This window comes from Bradyrhizobium sp. U87765 SZCCT0048 (genome assembly GCF_018131225.1).
Lineage (GTDB): Bacteria > Pseudomonadota > Alphaproteobacteria > Rhizobiales > Xanthobacteraceae > Bradyrhizobium_A.
This window is the reverse complement of sequence record NZ_JAFCMM010000004.1, coordinates 199,814-217,174: the sequence shown is the minus strand read 5'-3', so window position 1 is coordinate 217,174 and position 17,361 is coordinate 199,814. Positions and strand designations below refer to the sequence as shown.

Sequence of the window (17,361 nt, the reverse complement as noted above, 5' to 3'; positions counted from 1 at the left end):
TGGATGCAAGAAACGGCGGATGCGGGAAACGGCGGCTCGGGCGACCACAACGGCCGCCCGAACGGCGTCGCGCTATTTCTTGACCAGCGGACAGCGCGAGTCCGACAGCGGCTGGAACGCCTGGTCGCCGGGCACGGTGGCGAGCAGCTTGTAATCGTCCCAGCGCCCCTTCGATTCGGACGGCGACTTGACCTCGAACAGGTACATGTCGTGGACCATACGGCCGTCCTCGCGGATGCGGCCGTTCTTGGCGAACATGTCATTGATCGGCGTCGCCTTCATGATCTTCATCACGGCGGCGGGATCGGTCGTTCCTGCTTCCTTCACGGCCTTGAGATAGTGCAGCACCGAGGAGTAGACACCGGCCTGCGCCGAGGTCGGCGGGCGCTTGACCCGCTCCATGAAGCGCTTGGAAAAGGCGCGGGTGTCGTCGTTGAGATCCCAGTAGAACGCCTCCGCCAGCAACAGGCCCTGGGCCGTGGGCAGACCGACGCTGTCGATGTCCGAGATGAACGCCAGCAGCGGCGACACCTTCTGCCCGCCCCTGGTGATGCCGAACTCCGCCGCCTGCTTGATGGCGTTGATGGTGTCGCCACCGGCGTTGGCAAGGCCGATCACCTTGGCCTTCGAGCTCTGCGCCTGCAGCAGGAACGAGGAGAAGTCGGAGGTGTTGAGCGGGTGCTTGACGCTGCCGAGCACCTTGCCGCCCGACTTGACCACGACGTTGGTCGTGTCTTTCTCGAGATCGGCGCCGAAAGCGTAGTCCGCACTCAGGAAGAACCAGGTGTCGAGCCCCTGCTTCACCGCGGCAAGACCGGTGACGTTGGCCTGCGCGAAGGTGTCGAACACATAGTGCACCGTGTACGGCCCGCACGCCTCGTTGCTGAGACGGATCGAGCCCGGGCCGCTGAACATGATGATCTTGTTGCGCGCCTTGGCAATCTCGGCCGCGGCGAGCGCGGTCGCTGACGCCGCGACATCGACGATTGCCTCGACGCCCTGGTTGTCGAGCATGTCGCGGGCGATGTTGGCGGACAGGTCCGCCTTGTTGAGATGGTCGGCTGCGATGATTTCGATCTTGCGCCCCAGTACCTGACCGCCGAAATCCTCCGCCGCCATCTTCGCGGCGGTCTCGCTGCCAACGCCGGTGATGTCCGCATAGAGGCCGGACATGTCGAGAATGGCGCCGAGCTTCAGCGGCGGCTTGTCCTGCGCGCCGGCCGGCACGGTAGAGAGCGTGACAACCGACGCCAACGCGATGGACGCGGCGACGGCGAAAGACGATCGCAACATGGTTTCCCCCTTGATCGACGCCGATCCTGAACAGCGTCGCTTTTTGTTGTCGGGATCATGCCGCAACGTCGGCGCAGCGGCAAGCCGAACACTTGTTTGAAAATGTAAATGCATCTTGCGACGCTCGCTTTGCGCGAACGTGTGGGGCGAACGCCGTGCCTTCACCGCCCAACGACAATTCCGCAAAGTGGAAATGTCGCGACGGCGGCGCGCGATCCGGTGAGCGCGAACGCATGGCGCGCGGCAGCGCCGCGCCGTGCGACGACATGACGGCCGAAAGACGCTGGACGCGTCGCCGCCTGCGCGCCACCATCGGCTGCCGCGGAAAGGGACTCTCGCATGCGCCTTGCGCCATGCCGCTCGCCGATCGCGATCGCCACGATGGCTGTCGCCATGGCCGTTATGGCCATGACCTTGATCGCCGTGTCTGCCGTCGCGAGCTTCGCCGCACCGGCGGCGAACGTCGCCTGCAGCTACGAGCCGCAAGGCGATGGCCGTGTCGACGCGGTTGTCGACGGGCGCACCCTTCGCCTCGACGATGGCCGCGAGATCCGCCTTGCTGGGATCGAAATCCCCCCGGGCCAGGACGGCTCCGCCCTGGCCGCACGGGTGATGGGGCGCAGCGTAAGCCTGCTGGGGCCGGACGACACGCCCGACCGCTACGGGCGACAATCGGCGATCGTGGAAGCCGACGGTGCCGCAACGTCCGTTCAGGCCGATCTTCTGCGCCAGGGGCTCGCACTGTTCTCCGGCCTTGTCGCGGACCGCCCCTGCGCCACGGAACTGGCCGCAGCAGAGGCGGAGGCGCGCAAGGCGCGGCGCGGCACCTGGAACAGCGATTCCGCCATAAAAAACGCTGAAAGGCCGGGCGATATTTCGACCTTGGTGGGGCAGTTTGTCGTGATCGAAGGCAAGGTTTTGTCAGTTCGACAGGCCGGGGCGACAATTTATGTCAATTTTGGCCGTCGGTGGACAGAAAGCTTTGCCGCCACTATTTCAAGGCGCATGATTGCGGCGCTCGAGGCCTCGGGCCTGGCGCCAAAATCACTGGAAAATCGGCGCGTTCGTGTCCGGGGCTGGGTCGAGTTGCGCGGGGGGCCGCGGATCGACGTGCTGCAGCCCGGACAGGTCGAGCTGGCCGGCGAATGAGTGGTGGTTGCGGGTACGCGATCGTTTGATTTGAGACTTTGGGGCGGATGGGACGGAAGTGACGGCGCTGGGAAGACGACCGGAACGTTTCCTGCGGGAAAGGTCCCGCCGCATGCTCGCGGCGCCCGTCGTGCTGGCCGCGGCCCTCTCCCTCGCCAGTTGTGGCGACACCACGCGTTTCCAGACCGCTGTCACGCCACCCGTTTCCGGCACCGCGAAGTTTCCCAAACCGGTGGCCCAGACGCCGGCGACCGAGCGCGAACACGAACGCATTCTCGCGTCCTATGGCGGCCCGTATGACGATCCGAAACTCGAAGCGCTGATCAACAAGACCGTCGAGCGGCTGGTCGCCGCGTCGGAACGGCCCGATCTGTCCTACAAGGTCACCATCCTGAATTCCGGCGCGGTCAACGCCTTCGCGCTGCCGACCGGTCAGCTGTATGTCACACGCGGCCTCGTCGCGCTGGCGAGCGACACCTCGGAATTGTCGTCGGTGCTGTCGCACGAGATGGCCCATGTGCTGGCCAAGCACGCGGCCATGCGCGAGGACCAGGCGCGGCAGGCCGCACTGGTGACGCGCGTGGTTCAGGACATGAGCGACGATCCCGGCCTCACCGCGCTGGCGCTGGCGCGCTCCAAGCTGACCATGGCGAACTTCTCGCGGGCGCAGGAGCTGGAGGCCGACGGCATCGGCGTCGGCATCTCCGCCCGCGCGCATTTCGACCCCTACGGCGCCGCCCGCTTCCTCGGTGCCATGGAGCGCAATGCGGCGCTCAAGGCCCAGCGCTCGGGCATCGATCCGCGCTCGCAGGATTTCCTGTCGTCGCATCCGGCGACGCCCGAGCGCATCCAGAACGCGCAATCCAACGCGCGCCAGTATGCCGGGCCGCAATCACCGCCGCGCGACCGCGACGAGTATCTCAACGCCATCGACAACATCGTCTATGGCGAGGATCCGAGCGAAGGCTTCGTGCGCGGCCGCCGCTTCCTGCATCCCAAGCTCGGCTTCACTTTCACGGCACCGGACGGCTTCTCGCTGGAGAACACCGCGCAGGCCGTGGTCGGCGTGCGCGAAGGTGGCAGCCAGGCGATGCGCTTCGATGTGGTGCGGGTGCCCGCCGAGCAATCGCTCGGCGAGTATCTCGTCTCCGGCTGGATGGAGAACGTCGACAAGGCATCGGTCGAGGATCTCACCCTCAATGGCTTTCCGGCCGCGACCGTGATCGCGCGCGGCGACCAGTGGCAGTTCCGCGTCTATGCCCTGCGCTTCGGCAGCGATGTCTACCGCTTCATCTTTGCCGCGCGTCAACGCACCAACGAGGGCGACCGCAGCTTCCGCGACACCGTCAACTCGTTCCGTCGCCTGACCAGCGCCGAGGTCCAGGAGGCGCGGCCGCTGCGGATCCGGGTGATCAACGTGCAGCCGGGCGACACCGTGGAATCGCTGGCCCATCGCATGGCCGGCGTCGACCACCAGGCCGAGCGCTTCCGCATCATCAATGGCCTCGGCGCGCAGGACACGATCAAGGCGCGCGACCGCGTCAAGATCATCGTCGATTGACCGCGGTGTTCCACCGCCTTGCCCACAGCTGACGCAACAAAAAAGCCCGGCGCAAGCGCCGGGCCTTGTTCTTTGAAGCCTTGTTCATTGAAGATGAGACGCCTTGATCAGGCCGCCTCGTCCTCGGCGACCGAATCCTCGCCGTCGGTATCGTCACCATCGGTCTCGCCGTCGGCGTCCGCCTCGGCCTTGGCCGCACCGCGGCGCGGGCTCTTGGCGAGCGACGCCTCGATCTCCTTCACGGCCTCGGTCTCGGTGATGTGCTGCACCACAGCGATCTCGCGGGACAGGCGATCGAGCGCTGCTTCATAGAGCTGGCGTTCGCTGTAGGACTGCTCCGGCTGCGATTCCGAACGATAGAGATCACGGACCACTTCGGCGATCGCAACGATATCGCCGGAGTTGATCTTCGCTTCGTACTCCTGGGCGCGGCGCGACCACATGGTGCGCTTGATGCGGGCGCGGCCCTTGAGGGTTTCCAGCGCCTTCTTGACCAGCGCCGGCTCGGACAGCTTGCGCATGCCAACCTGGGCGACCTTGGCGGTCGGCACGCGGAGCGTCATCTTGTCCTTGATGAAGTTGATGACGAACAGTTCGAGCTTGGCGCCCGCGATTTCCTGCTCCTCGATCGACAGGATCTGACCGACACCATGCGCCGGGTAGACCACGAACTCGTTGGTCTTGAAGCCCTGACGCTGGGTCAGCGGCTTCTTGGGCTCTTCCACACGCGGCTGCGCGGCCACGGGCTTCACAGCCGGCTTGGCGGCGGCTGCGGCAGGCGCAGCAGCAACCGGCTTGGCGACGGACGGCTTCGGAGCAGCGGCAGCAGCGACCTTCGCAGCGGGGGCCTTGGCAGTCTTGGCAGGAGCAGAAGAGGTTTTCGGCATTTCACTTCTTGTGTTCTTGGAGGACTTGGCAGGCGCTGGTTTCACGGGCGCCTTGTGAGCGGTCGTTTTCGAGGCTGCTCGGGTATCCTTCTTCGCGGGACCTTTGGCAGGGCTTTTTGACGTGCTGCGGGCGGCGACAGCCGTCTTCTTTGCCGTCTTCGACGAAGCCGATTTGGACGTACTCTGGTTACGCGTTTTGCTGGCCACAACCTGCGCGTGGAACCGCCACGCCCCTGTTAATGATTATGGGGAACCCGGCGGCCATAAGCAGGCAACACAGGGTCCGGCTTATTGAATGTGACCAGAATAACACATTTCCCGCAAAAATCAATGATTTATGCGGGTTCAGCAACGCGGCTGATGCGGCCACTGAAGCCGCATTCACTATTAGGGTTAAAAGTCGACTCGTTTTCCCGGAAAATACCGGAAAAAGCGGCGCCAGCGTGGCGCCGCGTGCGCTCATCAGTCGCCGCTGCCGGGATTCGGCGAAAAATATTTATCCAGCTTGCCTTCGACGCCGTCGAATTCCTTGGCGTCCGCCGGCTGGTCCTTCTTCTGGGTGATGTTCGGCCAGCTCTTGGCGTAGTTGGCGTTGAGCTCCAGCCACTTCTCAAGACTCGGCTCGGTGTCCGGCTTGATCGCGTCCGCCGGGCATTCCGGTTCACAGACACCGCAATCGATGCATTCGTCCGGATGGATCACGAGCATGTTCTCCCCCTCGTAGAAGCAATCGACGGGGCAAACCTCGACACAATCCGTGTACTTACATTTGATGCAGTTGTCGGTGACGACGTAAGTCATCCAAAGCTCCGGAACCGGTCTGATGTCTGGCGATGGCGTAGCGCAGGACGCCCTCTGCTGCAAGCGAACCGCTGCATAGCAGTAACCCGGCCGCCGCCCAAGTCCTCAGGTATGAGGAAGTGGCTCGGCGCCAGCGCGGCTACCCCTGCTGCGCCCCCCGCATATCCTCATAGAGCGTGCGGGCCGAGGGGGCATCGCCTCTGCGCTCGGCGAAACCCGTCACTTTCAGCAGACGAACCGAACGGTCCAGCGCGACCGTCAGCACGTCGCCGGGCTTCACCGCATGCCCCGGCGAGGTCTCGCGGGCGCCGTTGAGGCGGACATGACCGCCCGAGACCAGCGCCGCCGCGTCGGCCCGGGTACGGACCACCCGCGCATGCCACAGCCATTTGTCGATGCGCTGACGGTCCACGCGGGCGGTCGATCCCTTGAGGTTAGCCGTCCTTGCGGTTGGCGGTGAGCTGTTCCTTGAGGGCCGCGAGCTTGGCGAACGGCGAGTTCGGGTCGATCGGCCGATCGCGCTCGCGAGGCGGAGCGCTCTGGCCGTGACGCTGGCCGCCATGCGGCGGACGCCCCTCGTTGCGGCCCGGATTGCTGCCCCGGAATTTGCCCTTGAAGCCATCGGGCAATCGCCCGCGCTGCTTGTTGCGGTTGTGCCCTTGCGATTCGCGCGCCGCAGCGCCGTCGCCCGCTTCCGCGGTGGCGGCCTGATCCTGTCGCGGCCGGCGATCGTCGCGGCGGTCGCGCCGCCCACGGCCATCACCCGCCGCCGCATCCGCTCCCGCATGGGCCTGCCCCCGGCGCGGATGACGATCATGGCGCGGACGACGCTCTTCCGAACGGCCACCCGGACGCCAGACCTCGACCAGCACCGGCTCCGCAGGCGCCGCCGGCTCGGCGGCAACCTCAGCGCCGGCCTGAGCTTCGATCGCCTCGGTGACGGCCGGCTCGGCTGCAACCTCCGCGGCCGGCGCACCGGCATCGTCGCCGCTCGCCGCCACGACCTCGGCAGCCGGGGCTTCCACGGCGGCCGCGGTCCCGACTTCAACCTCGGTTTCGGCATGGGCGGCCGCTCCGACGGCGGGCTCGGAGGCCGCCTCGACCGGCACATCAGCGGCCGCATCCACGCTGTCGGCGGCATCCGCCGCCGGCGCGACATCGCCCGCATCGACCGGGACCTGATCCACAACCGCCTGATCGGACGTCACCTGATCGGAAGTCACCTGGTCGGACGCAAGCTGGTCGGACAACGTCTCGGCAGCAGGTGTTTCGGCGGCGGCCGCCTCGACCGGCTCCGCGACGAGCGCGGGCGGCAGCGGCGGACGCTTGTCCATGCGATAGCCCAGCGCGCGCAGCACCGAAGCGAAATCCTCGCCGGCCGATCCGGTCAGCGACGTCATCGCCTGGGTGACGGTGAAGCCGCGGCCATCGAACGCACCCGGAGGCTTCGGCCCAGGCGAATTCTCGCGCCAGGCAAGGGCCGGGCGAATGAGATCAGCGAGCCGCTCCAGAATGTCGACGCGTACGGCGCGCTCGCCGCACTGGCGATAGCCCAGCACGCGATAAGCGTCGCGGTTCAGCGCCTTGTCGACCGGGAACGAGGTCCGGCCGCTCGACGCCAGATGCTGGGCACTCGACAGCGCCGACACATCGACGTTGTCTTCCTTATGAGCCCAGAGCAGCGACGCGATGCCGCGGGCCGCCGGCTTCAGGAGTGACGGCACATAGATGTGATAGGCGCCGAAGCGCACACCGTACTTGCGCAGCGTCGCGCGCGACGGCTGGTCGAGATCCTTGATCTCGGCGGCGACCTTCTGGCGTTCGAGCACGCCCAGCGCCTCGACGAGCTGGAAGGCGATGCCACGGGCGATGCCGGTGACGTCCTCGGCCTTGGTCAGCTCGAACAGCGGCCCGAGCAGCTTCTCGATGTGGGTCTTGAGCCACAGGTCGAGCCGGGCCTGCACCGCATCGCGCGGCGCGCCGGTGAGGCGCTCGTCGGCGATGATGCGCACCCGTGGATGCAGCACGTCGTCGGCCGCAACCAGCTTGGCCACTGCGTCGCCGGTCCAGCGCAAGGTGCCGTCGGAGGCCAGCACGAACTGGTCGTCTGGCGCCTTCGACAGCTTCTCGGCGCGTGCATCGATTTCCCCGGCCAGCGCCTTGAGCGCTGCAGCATGCAGCGCCTTGGCCTCCGACCCCGCTTCCGCGGCATCCGGCGCAAACATGAACCCGTCGAGCCGGCCGATCACATGGCCCTCGACAACGACTTCGCCGGTCTTTCCAATTTCCGTATTCAGCATCGTGTTTTCTCGCAAGCGGCGCATCAATACACTGGTCCGGCGATCAACGAAACGCTCAGTTAGCCGTTCATGCAGCGCATCTGACAATTTATCTTCCACGGACCGGGAAATGCCCTGCCAATGTTCGGGGTCGACCAGCCAGTCGGGACGGTTGGCCACGAAGGTCCAGGTCCGGATCTGGGCGATCCGGCCCGACAACGTGTCGATATCACCGTCGGTTCGGTCGGTTTGGGCAATCTGCGCCCCAAACCAGTTGTCCGGAATGCGACCCTTTTGCATCAAGAACCCGAACAGGGTTGTGACAAGCTCGGCATGGGCCGCGGGGGCCACCTTGCGATAATCCGGGACCTGGCAGGCCTCCCACAACCGCTCGATCGCCGCGCTGCCCTGCGCCATGTCCCTGACCTCGGCGTCGCGGGAGACGTGGTCGAGCACACGGACATCCTCGGCGAGCGGGGCGCGGGTCAGGGCCTCGTGACGGGGCGACTCGGCCAGCGACACCTGCAGCGCGCCGAGCGACGAGAAGTCCAGCCTGGAATTGCGCCACTGCAGCAGCTTGACGCTATCGAAGGCATGGTTTTGCAGCGCATCGACGAGTTCGGGCTCGAACGGTTCGCAACGGCCGGTGGTGCCGAAGGTGCCGTCACGGGTGGCGCGGCCGGCCCGGCCGGCGATCTGGGCGAATTCCGACGGCGTCAGGCGGCGAAACTGGTAGCCATCGTATTTGCGGTCGGAGGCGAACGCCACATGATCGACATCGAGATTGAGGCCCATGCCGATGGCGTCGGTCGCCACGAGATAATCGACATCGCCCGACTGGAACAGGTCGACCTGGGCGTTGCGCGTGCGCGGCGACAGCGATCCCAGCACCACCGCAGCTCCGCCATGCTGGCGCCGGATCAGCTCGGCGATGGCGTAGACCTCGTCGGCGGAGAACGCCACGATCGCGGTTCGCCGCGGCTGCCGCGTGATCTTGCGGTCGCCGGCGAACAGCAGGTTCGATAGCCGCGGGCGCGTCACGATGCTGGCGCCCGGCAGCAGTTTTTCGATGATCGGCCGCATTGTCGCCGCGCCGAGCAGCAAGGTTTCGTCGCGCCCGCGCCGATTGAGAATGCGATCGGTGAAAACATGGCCGCGCTCGAGATCCGCGGCGATCTGGATTTCGTCGACAGCCAGGAAGGACACGTCGAGATCGCGCGGCATCGCCTCGACGGTCGACACCCAGTAGCGCGGCCGCGACGGCTTGATCTTCTCCTCGCCGGTGATCAATGCGACCTCGGCCGGCCCGATCCGCGCGACGATCTTGTTATAGACTTCGCGCGCCAGCAGGCGCAGCGGCAGGCCGATGATGCCCGACGAATGCGCCAGCAGGCGCTCGATGGCGAGATGGGTCTTGCCGGTATTGGTCGGACCGAGCACGGCGGTGACACCGGCCCCGGGGGCGCGGCCACTCGCATTCGACAAGGAAGACAAGGACATGAGCTGCGGCAATCCCGGCTAGATGTGTTTCACCTTGCGACGCGCGGCGCACGCCGATTTAAGCTCTGGAACGAGTCCGGAACGAACGAGGTCCGAATCGCTGACTCGCGCGACGTGCGACCGAAGCGCCCCCAGATGTCGTTGCTGACTCCGGATTTGCGGCACTACATCGAGATTCCATATCGTCAAATCCACGGACTCACGCGCGCAAAGGTTAACATGCGGGTCCGGCGACACTCCGGTCGGAGTCAACAGGATTCGTTGCACGATGCGGGCTCCCCTGGGCGATTTTTTCAACGGAGCCGAGCGCCCTGAACTACTGCGTTTTCGCCGTCGTCCGCACAGCCGCCGTGGAGACGAACTGGGTGGCCTCCAGAGTGGCCATCCCGATCGGCGTCGGCACGAGGACCTTGTAGGGAACGAGCACACGCGTGCCTGCGATCGGCGCCAGCCACACTTCCATGTTGCGCTGGGCGATCAGGTACTTGATGGCCGGACGGTCGGGCACATACCCCGAGATCGGCCGAAACGCGATGGCGCAGACCACCACTGGACCCTGATAGCCCTTGGCAGTGACCGTCTCCAGGCGCTTGTAATCGAGCCGCAGATCGTAGCGCATGCGCCCGTCGAAGATCGATGCCGTCGACTTGCAGGCTTCGGGCCCTACCGGATCCGCCGTTCCGCCGACGCGAACCAGCGAGCCGGTCATCGGATCGACGACGCCATGACGGTGCGCGTCCGTGACCGGAATCCGGTCAGGCGTCGGCTCGGGCTCCGGCTCGATCGAGGTGTCCTTGATATTGCCGCCGACGAGCTGGATGCGAATGGTTTCGGATTTCTTGTCGGACGTGATCGTGGCCGTGTAGCTCACCGGTGCGAACTGGCCGTTGACCATACGCCCCTGGGACGCGCTGGTGCCGGAGCCGCCGGCGACCGCTTTCAGCAGTCCGGTCGAACCACCGCTGGCGGACGCGGAATACTGATCCTCTGCGATATCGATGACCCAGGAGCCTTTTCCGACTTGGATACCGGCGACGCTGGCCTCGTAACGCGCATCGAGCTTGCCTTGGGCGTGAATGCTCGTTGATCCCAGCACCAGCATGCCGGCACAGCCGAGACCCAACCCAATCCGCCGCCACGGCGATCGGCCGCCCATCTGGAAAACCCGAGAAACCACCACCGATGGCGAGTCCTGTTCCACTTCTCAAGCCGCCATATAAGCGAACTTTGCGGCAAACACAGCGGCCGCCGCTAAAGCATTTTCGGATAAGGTGAAATTCGGCATCGCGGCGGCCTTGCAGCCCTCAGGGGATAGTGCGGCGGCGATTGCGTCGTTAATATGTTGGCGAGCGGGGCACGCAATTCGCCGAAAAGGCCGGTTAAATCGCCGGTTCCATTGGTTTCTTCGCCGCAGGCGGCGGCTTTATCTTGACGATGGCCGCTGCGCCCCCTATACGTCCGCGGTTCCTGAAATGGACGCGATTTTAAACCCCCGTGCGCCTGATGGCAGCCTCGGGGACGAAAGAGGATTTCGCCAATGTCCCGGCGCTGCGAACTGACCGCTAAGGCTCCCCAGGTGGGTCACAAGGTGAGCCACTCCAACATCAAGACCAAGCGCCGGTTCCTGCCGAACCTGTGCAACGTCACGCTGATCTCTGACGTGCTCGGCCGCTCGGTGCGCCTGCGCGTCTCGACCAACGCGCTCAAGAGCGTCGATCACCGTGGCGGCCTCGACGCGTTCCTGATCAAGGCCAAGGCGGACGAGCTGTCGCCGCGTGCCCTCGACCTCAAGCGCCAGATCGAGAAGAAGACGCTGGCCGCGGCGAGCTGATCGCCCGTCCTTTTGAACTGCGATCAAGCCGGGCCGCGCCCGGCTTTTTTGCGTTTGTGCCATTCGCTTCTGCCATCCGCACTTCCTGCCATTCGTTCGTGCAATGGCCCGCGCAGCGCGCACAATAATGCTGCTTACGGATCGACCAGCTTGAACTGCAGCAGCAGAGTTCGCTGCAGCAGGGAGAAATTGTCGTCGGACACCATGGTCAGGATGGTGTCGCCCGCCGCAGTCTCGTGCACGTCGAGTCCTTCCATGTTGTCGACCTCGTAGCCGAGATCCGCCTCGAAGATCGCAGGACCGTCGACCACCGCTCCCGGCACCACCCCGGCCAGGGGAATGCGGCGGATACGGATGCCCACGCCGGAGAAGATGGAGAACTTGCGCTCCAGCAGCAGCAGCGATCCCGACGGCAGCACCGCGACATCGCTGACATCGTAGTCATCGCGACGACGGACGCTGAACTCGCCCGGAGACGGCCCGCCGATCATGAAGGCCTGGATATTGCCGGCGGCATCCAGGCCGCGCTCGGAGATCGCCAGCAACGTGCCGCCGAGCGGCAGCGCACGCGGCACCACGACCAGCGCTTCCAGCCCCTTGTTGAACGGCAGCCGGCGCAGTGCCGGCGGAGCGCTGATCGGCTCACCATACGCCCGCACGCCGTCGCGGCCGAAGGCTGGAAATTTGAGGATGTGATTGACCCGCTCGATGCCGATATAGGCGGTGTCGCCGTCGATCGCGAGCGACTCCGTGTCGTACCAGCCGCGTCGCGCGATCGGCCCGCCATCGGGGCCGAGGACCGGCGCCGCCGTCACCTCGGCGAGACCGGCGAGCTGCCGCCCGCGATAGACGAAGCGGCCCGTAAACCAGGTCCCCTTGTCGCTGACAGCGACGAAACGCTCGCCGCGCGGATCGACCCGCAGCGCCGACAACCCGCCAAAGCCCCGGAACGACGAGGTCAGCACGAGGCCGCTGACGAATTCGAGCGAGCCGAACCGCACGCGCGACGGCTCGCCATGGGAGAAATAGCCGATCGGCCGGCTGTTGACCTCGATCGCCGCGGGCCTTGCCGCCGTGGCCGTCTGCGCGACCGCGACGGGCACCAGCGCCATCGTCGCCGCGAGCAACGCCAGCGCGGCGGCGGCAAGACGCGGCAGCACACGGCGGCGGCTCGTTCCCGCGATCATTCGCTCAGGAGTGCAGACGCCGCCGGGTCCGCGGCGCGGCCGGCGCCTCGGTTTCGCTGAACAGCTCGGCGAGCTTCTCGGTGATGGCGCCGCCGAGCTCCTCGGCATCGACGATGGTCACCGCGCGACGGTAGTAGCGCGTGACGTCGTGGCCGATGCCGATGGCGATCAGCTCCACCGGGGATCGGGTCTCGATCTCCTCGATGATGTGCCGCAGATGCCGCTCGAGGTAGTTGCCGGGATTGACCGACAGCGTGGAGTCGTCGACCGGAGCGCCGTCGGAGATCATCATCAGGATCTTGCGCTGCTCGGGACGGCCGAGCAGGCGCTTGTGCGCCCAGTCCAGCGCCTCGCCGTCGATGTTCTCTTTCAGAAGACCCTCGCGCATCATCAGGCCGAGGTTCTTGCGTGCGCGCCGCCACGGCGCGTCCGCCGACTTGTAGACGATGTGCCTGAGATCGTTGAGACGGCCCGGATTGGCCGGCTTGCCGGCCGCCAGCCACGCCTCGCGCGACTGGCCGCCCTTCCACGCCCGCGTCGTGAAGCCGAGAATCTCGACCTTGACGCCGCAACGCTCCAGCGTGCGCGCGAGGATGTCGGCGCAGGTCGCCGCGACCGTGATCGGACGGCCGCGCATCGAGCCGGAATTGTCGAGCAGCAGCGTCACCACGGTGTCGCGGAATGTCGCCTGCTTTTCGTGCATGAAAGACAGCGGGTGGAACGGATCCGTGACCACGCGCGACAGCCGCGCCGGATCGAGGATGCCCTCCTCGAGGTCGAACTCCCAGGCGCGGTTCTGCTGCGCCATCAGCTTGCGCTGCAGGCGGTTGGCGAGGCGCGCCACGATGCCCTGCAGATGCGCGAGCTGCTTGTCGAGATAGCTGCGCAGCCGCTCCAGCTCGTCGTGATCGCACAGGTCCTCGGCCGCGACCACCTCGTCGAACTTCGGCGCGAAGGCGTGATACTCCGGCCCGCGCGGCTCGTTGCCGCCGCGATGCGGCGGACGCGACGTCTCGCCGGGCGTATCGTCGTCGCCCATGTCGCCATCGTCGAACATGTCGCTCGACGACGCCTGGGCGCTCTCCATCGCGCTCTCGGACATCTCCTCGCTGGTCGCCTGCGCCTGCTCGGCACTCATTTCCTGGGCGGCGTCGGTGTCGGGCGAGCCGTCCGAGCCGGACTGATCCTTCTCGCCCTCGCGCTCGTCGTCCTGCTGATCGTCGTCGTCCTGATCGGCGCTGCGGTCCTCGCCGAGTTCGAGCGCATCGAGCAGATCATGGATCGCGTCGCCGAACCGCTCCTGGTTCTCGGTGAGCTTGTCGAGACGGTCGAGCCGTGCGCCGATCTTGTCTTCGAGAATCGGCCGCCAGAGATCGACCACCTTGCGCGCCGCAGCCGGCGGCGCCTGGCCGGTCAGCCGCTCACGCACCAACATCGCCAGCGCATCCGCCAGCGGCGCGTCGGCGCGGTCGGTGATCTCGTCGAACTTGCCGCGATGGAAGTGGTCGTCGAGCATCGCCGTCAGGTTCTTGGCGACGCCGGCCATGCGGCGTGCGCCGATCGCCTCGACCCGCGCCTGCTCGACCGCTTCGAACACCGAGCGCGCCTGAGGGTTGGCCGGCAGCAGCTTGCGATGCACCTTGGGATCGTGACAGGCGATGCGTAGCGCGATGGAATCGGCGTGGCCGCGGACCACCGCGGCGTCACGCTTGCTCATCTTCCGCGCCGGCTCCGGCAACCGCGCCTTGCCGGGCGACAGGCCCGGCCGCTCGGCCGCGAACGTGACATCGAGCTCCGGCTGCCTCGCGATGGCACGCAGGCACGAGCTGACCGCCCGCTTGAACGGCTCGGTCGGTGCTTCCTTGGAGCTGTTCCGGAACTTGATGTTGGAGGTCATTCCCTCACTCAGCTCAGTGCGACGTTCACCGCGGATTCAGGCAGCTCCGCATTGAAGCAGCGCTGATAGAACTCCGCCACCAGCGGGCGCTCCAGCTCGTCGCACTTGTTGAGGAAGGTGACGCGGAAGGCAAAGCCGATGTCGCCGAAGATATCGGAGTTCTCGGCCCAGGTGATCACCGTGCGCGGGCTCATCACCGTCGACAGGTCGCCGTTGGCGAACGCGTTGCGCGTCAGGTCGGCGAGGCGGACCATCTTGTTGACGATCTCGCGGCCTTCCGCCGTGCGGTAGTGGCGCGCCTTGGCAAGGACGATCTCGACTTCCTCGTCGTGCGGCAGGTAGTTCAGCGTGGTGACGATCGACCAGCGGTCCATCTGGCCCTGGTTGATCTGCTGCGTGCCGTGATAGAGGCCGGAGGTGTCGCCAAGGCCGATGGTATTCGCGGTCGAGAACAGGCGGAAAGCCGGGTGCGGCTTGATCACCTTGTTCTGGTCGAGCAGCGTCAGGCGTCCCGACACTTCGAGCACGCGCTGGATCACGAACATGACGTCCGGGCGACCGGCGTCGTATTCGTCGAACACCAGCGCGACATTGTTCTGCAGGGCCCACGGCAGGATGCCGTCGCGGAATTCAGTGACCTGCTTGCCATCGCGCACCACGATCGCGTCCTTGCCGACGAGATCGATGCGGCTGATGTGGCTGTCGAGGTTGACGCGGACGCACGGCCAGTTGAGGCGCGCGGCGACCTGCTCGATGTGGGTCGACTTGCCGGTGCCGTGGAAGCCGGTGACCATGACGCGGCGGTTCTTGGCGAAGCCGGCGAGGATGGCGAGCGTGGTCGCACGATCGAACCGATAGTCCGGATCGACGTCCGGCACATGCGGATCGACTTCGGAGTAGGCGGGGACTTCGAGGTCGCTGTCGATCCCGAACACCTGGCGCACCGACACCTTCATGTCGGGCAAGTTGGCGGGCTCGGTCGCGGTCGTCGTGGCGGCGGTCATCAATCCTCCGTGATTTCGGGCGCTCCCGAAGCCAGGCGCATTCAAGCTTGCTACGGTTTGGGCTGCGTCGGGAAACCTAGCAGAGAGACGCGGCGGGCAGAAGCCCACCTATCAATCAAAGTTTCGTTGCGATATCATCTAGATAGGCTGGTCCATCAGGTTTTGAAAGGCTGCCTTGCGAATTGGAATGACGATTTCCGTCCCGACAGCGCTTGTCCGACCGGTGTCGCTGCTCCGGTCCGGCTCCGGCGAACACCTGAGCACGCGAGGGCTCCTGTCTTGACATCCCCTCTCTACAGCCTGGTCGATCTCGTGTCGGCCTACCCGGCATGGGCCTATGCCACCGTATTCTGTGCTGCGCTGCTCGAGGCGGTGCCGGTGCTGGGATCGTTCGTCCCCGGCTCCACCGTGATTCTCGGGCTGAGCGCCGTCATCGCCACCGGGGGACTGAAGCTCGTGCCGATGCTCGCGAGCGCCTTTGCCGGGGCCGTCATCGGTGACGGCGCGGCCTATTGGGTCGGACACCGCAGCAAGCGGCAGATCCTGGAGGCCTGGCCGCTGAAAAACTACCCCACCGTGATTGCCCGCAGCGAGGAATTCTTCGCCGGCCGCGGCACGCTGGCGGTGTTTCTCGCCCGCTTCATCCCGCCGGTCCGCGCCTTCGTGCCGGTGACGGCGGGGGCTCTCGACATGCCGCCGCAGCGCTTTTTTCCGGTCAATATCGTGGCCATCGCCCTGTGGGCGCCGCTGCACGTCGTTCCCGGCCTGCTCGCCGGATCGGCCCTCAAGCAGTGGGGCACGTCGCTGCACCACCATCTTGCCGCGCTGGCGCTCGCGGCGGCCGCGGTCGCCGTCGTGGCGCTTGCGATTTGGCAGTATCGCCATCGAGCCGATAATTTGGGTGATCGAATCAAAATCATATGACCATCCATATTCGGAGTGTTTGATGATGCGCCTGCTGCCGCTGCTGTCGCCCGCCCTCGCGGTGATGTTCGCTGCGCCCCTGACGACGACCGCCTACGCCGACGAGCCGATGCAGGGCACATTCACCGCGAAGCAGGCCTGTCCGGCGCTCCAGTCGATCCGCAAGCAGACCAATCCCGGCAACGTCGCGCTCGAAGCCGGTCATGGCTACCGCCTCCTCGCCCGCAACAGGACCGACGCGACCCACTACCGGGTGGTGGTCGACGGCGCTGACCCGCAGCAGCGCTGGGTCGCGATCGACTGCGGCACGGTCAGCGGCGCTGATGCCGCCCCGACACCGGCCGTCACGCCACGCCGTGCGGGCGGCCCACCCGCCGACGGCAAGGCGTCATATGTCTTCGCCATCAGCTGGCAGGCCGCGTTCTGCGAGGGCCTGCCCGACAAGACCGAATGCCGGACGCAGACCGCAGACCGCTACGACGCCACCCACTTCACCCTGCACGGCCTGTGGCCGCAGCCGCGCGGCAATGCCTATTGCGGCGTGTCGGCGGCGGACATCGACGCCGACAAGTCGCACCGCTGGGATCAACTGCCGGCGACGGACCTGCAGCCGGCGACCCGCACCGCGCTCGAAAAGGCGATGCCGGGCGTCGCCTCCTACCTCGACCGCCATGAATGGACCGAGCACGGCAGCTGCTTCTTCGAAAAATCCGCCGACGCCTATTTCCGCCGCGAGATCGCGCTGATCGGCGAGATCAACACCTCGCCGGTGCAGAAGCTGTTCGCCGACAATATCGGGCGCGAGATCCAGACCAGCGACATCCGCGCGGCGTTCGACCAGGGCTTTGGCGCCGGTGCGGGCGATCGCGTGCGCGTCGCCTGCAAGCGCGACGGCAACCGCCGCATCATCGTCGAGATGACCATCGGCCTGCGCGGCGACGTCACCGATGGCGCCCGCCTGTCCGACCTGATCGCACAGGCGTCGCCGACCGATCAGGGCTGCACCTCCGGCATTGTCGACCCCGTCGGCCTGCAGTGATGCGCCCTG

General features: G+C 66.2%; 14 protein-coding genes. 5 read left to right on the top strand and 9 right to left on the bottom strand.

Annotated elements, in window-relative coordinates:
* Window positions 1–72 precede the first annotated feature (72 nt).
* Window positions 73–1,293 carry an ABC transporter substrate-binding protein gene (locus JQ639_RS23765; protein ID WP_211967648.1) on the bottom strand — a complete coding sequence of 407 codons (1,221 nt, stop codon included), beginning with the start codon at window positions 1,291–1,293 and terminating at the stop codon, window positions 73–75.
* 339 nt (window positions 1,294–1,632) lie between these two features.
* Between JQ639_RS23765 and JQ639_RS23760 the strand changes: the two genes are divergently transcribed.
* Together JQ639_RS23760 and JQ639_RS23755 are read left to right on the top strand one after the other, a co-directional pair.
* On the top strand, window positions 1,633–2,442 hold the full coding sequence (locus JQ639_RS23760; RefSeq protein WP_249123295.1) for a thermonuclease family protein: 810 nt from the start codon (window positions 1,633–1,635) through the stop codon (window positions 2,440–2,442).
* A gap of 112 nt (window positions 2,443–2,554) precedes the next feature.
* A complete protein-coding gene (locus tag JQ639_RS23755) occupies window positions 2,555–4,003 on the top strand; it encodes a M48 family metalloprotease (protein WP_211967650.1) in 1,449 nt (482 codons plus the stop codon).
* 107 nt (window positions 4,004–4,110) lie between these two features.
* On the opposite strand, the gene JQ639_RS23750 is transcribed toward JQ639_RS23755, so the two are convergent.
* From JQ639_RS23750 to JQ639_RS23730, 5 genes are all read right to left on the bottom strand, one after another.
* Entirely contained in the window at window positions 4,111–5,097 is a 987-nt protein-coding gene (locus tag JQ639_RS23750) for a CarD family transcriptional regulator (protein ID WP_211967652.1), read from the bottom strand.
* Window positions 5,098–5,352: 255 nt separating this feature from the next.
* A complete protein-coding gene (gene fdxA, locus JQ639_RS23745) occupies window positions 5,353–5,691 on the bottom strand; it encodes a ferredoxin FdxA (protein WP_211967654.1) in 339 nt (112 codons plus the stop codon).
* A gap of 139 nt (window positions 5,692–5,830) precedes the next feature.
* Complete coding sequence (locus JQ639_RS23740; protein WP_211967655.1) at window positions 5,831–6,103, bottom strand: RNA-binding S4 domain-containing protein; 273 nt, start codon at window positions 6,101–6,103, stop codon at window positions 5,831–5,833.
* A 22-nt stretch (window positions 6,104–6,125) separates the two neighbouring features.
* Complete coding sequence (locus JQ639_RS23735; protein ID WP_211967656.1) at window positions 6,126–9,470, bottom strand: helicase-related protein; 3,345 nt, start codon at window positions 9,468–9,470, stop codon at window positions 6,126–6,128.
* A 316-nt stretch (window positions 9,471–9,786) separates the two neighbouring features.
* Entirely contained in the window at window positions 9,787–10,626 is an 840-nt protein-coding gene (locus JQ639_RS23730) for a DUF3108 domain-containing protein (protein ID WP_211967657.1), read from the bottom strand.
* Between the two features lie 381 nt (window positions 10,627–11,007).
* On the opposite strand from JQ639_RS23730, the gene rpmB reads away from it, so the two are divergent.
* Window positions 11,008–11,301, top strand: coding sequence for a 50S ribosomal protein L28 (rpmB, locus tag JQ639_RS23725; protein WP_211967659.1), 294 nt, complete (start codon window positions 11,008–11,010; stop codon window positions 11,299–11,301).
* 134 nt (window positions 11,302–11,435) lie between these two features.
* Here the strand turns inward: rpmB and JQ639_RS23720 are convergent, their stop codons facing one another.
* Genes JQ639_RS23720 through cobS form a run of 3 tightly spaced genes read right to left on the bottom strand, consistent with a single transcriptional unit; the run spans window position 11,436 to window position 15,389 of the window.
* Window positions 11,436–12,488 (bottom strand): esterase-like activity of phytase family protein, encoded by a 1,053-nt coding sequence (locus JQ639_RS23720; protein WP_211967661.1) that lies wholly within the window; start codon window positions 12,486–12,488, stop codon window positions 11,436–11,438.
* A 4-nt stretch (window positions 12,489–12,492) separates the two neighbouring features.
* Window positions 12,493–14,385 (bottom strand): cobaltochelatase subunit CobT, encoded by a 1,893-nt coding sequence (cobT, locus tag JQ639_RS23715; RefSeq protein ID WP_211967663.1) that lies wholly within the window; start codon window positions 14,383–14,385, stop codon window positions 12,493–12,495.
* Window positions 14,386–14,393: 8 nt separating this feature from the next.
* Window positions 14,394–15,389, bottom strand: coding sequence for a cobaltochelatase subunit CobS (cobS, locus tag JQ639_RS23710; RefSeq protein ID WP_211967664.1), 996 nt, complete (start codon window positions 15,387–15,389; stop codon window positions 14,394–14,396).
* 279 nt (window positions 15,390–15,668) lie between these two features.
* Here cobS and JQ639_RS23705 point away from each other — a divergent pair, with 279 nt between their 5' ends.
* Both JQ639_RS23705 and JQ639_RS23700 read left to right on the top strand, forming a co-directional pair.
* Window positions 15,669–16,313: a DedA family protein gene (locus tag JQ639_RS23705; protein WP_211967665.1), complete on the top strand. Its 645-nt coding sequence runs from the start codon at window positions 15,669–15,671 to the stop codon at window positions 16,311–16,313.
* Window positions 16,314–16,335: 22 nt separating this feature from the next.
* The gene (locus JQ639_RS23700) at window positions 16,336–17,352 is read left to right on the top strand and encodes a ribonuclease T2 family protein (protein WP_249123296.1); all 1,017 of its coding nucleotides are present in this window, start codon (window positions 16,336–16,338) and stop codon (window positions 17,350–17,352) included.
* The last annotated feature ends 9 nt before the right edge of the window (window positions 17,353–17,361 follow it).

What these genes read in the sequence shown, in the direction of transcription:
- cobS (WP_211967664.1), bottom strand. Translation starts at nt 15,389, where the DNA reads ATGACCGCCGCCACGACGACCGCGACCGAGCCCGCCAACTTGCCCGAC.
- JQ639_RS23735 (WP_211967656.1), bottom strand. Translation starts at nt 9,470, where the DNA reads ATGTCCTTGTCTTCCTTGTCGAATGCGAGTGGCCGCGCCCCCGGGGCC.
- JQ639_RS23755 (WP_211967650.1), top strand. Translation starts at nt 2,555, where the DNA reads ATGCTCGCGGCGCCCGTCGTGCTGGCCGCGGCCCTCTCCCTCGCCAGT.
- fdxA (WP_211967654.1), bottom strand. Translation starts at nt 5,691, where the DNA reads ATGACTTACGTCGTCACCGACAACTGCATCAAATGTAAGTACACGGAT.
- cobT (WP_211967663.1), bottom strand. Translation starts at nt 14,385, where the DNA reads ATGACCTCCAACATCAAGTTCCGGAACAGCTCCAAGGAAGCACCGACC.
- JQ639_RS23700 (WP_249123296.1), top strand. Translation starts at nt 16,336, where the DNA reads ATGATGCGCCTGCTGCCGCTGCTGTCGCCCGCCCTCGCGGTGATGTTC.
- JQ639_RS23760 (WP_249123295.1), top strand. Translation starts at nt 1,633, where the DNA reads ATGCGCCTTGCGCCATGCCGCTCGCCGATCGCGATCGCCACGATGGCT.
- JQ639_RS23720 (WP_211967661.1), bottom strand. Translation starts at nt 12,488, where the DNA reads ATGATCGCGGGAACGAGCCGCCGCCGTGTGCTGCCGCGTCTTGCCGCC.
- rpmB (WP_211967659.1), top strand. Translation starts at nt 11,008, where the DNA reads ATGTCCCGGCGCTGCGAACTGACCGCTAAGGCTCCCCAGGTGGGTCAC.
- JQ639_RS23730 (WP_211967657.1), bottom strand. Translation starts at nt 10,626, where the DNA reads ATGGGCGGCCGATCGCCGTGGCGGCGGATTGGGTTGGGTCTCGGCTGT.
- JQ639_RS23765 (WP_211967648.1), bottom strand. Translation starts at nt 1,293, where the DNA reads ATGTTGCGATCGTCTTTCGCCGTCGCCGCGTCCATCGCGTTGGCGTCG.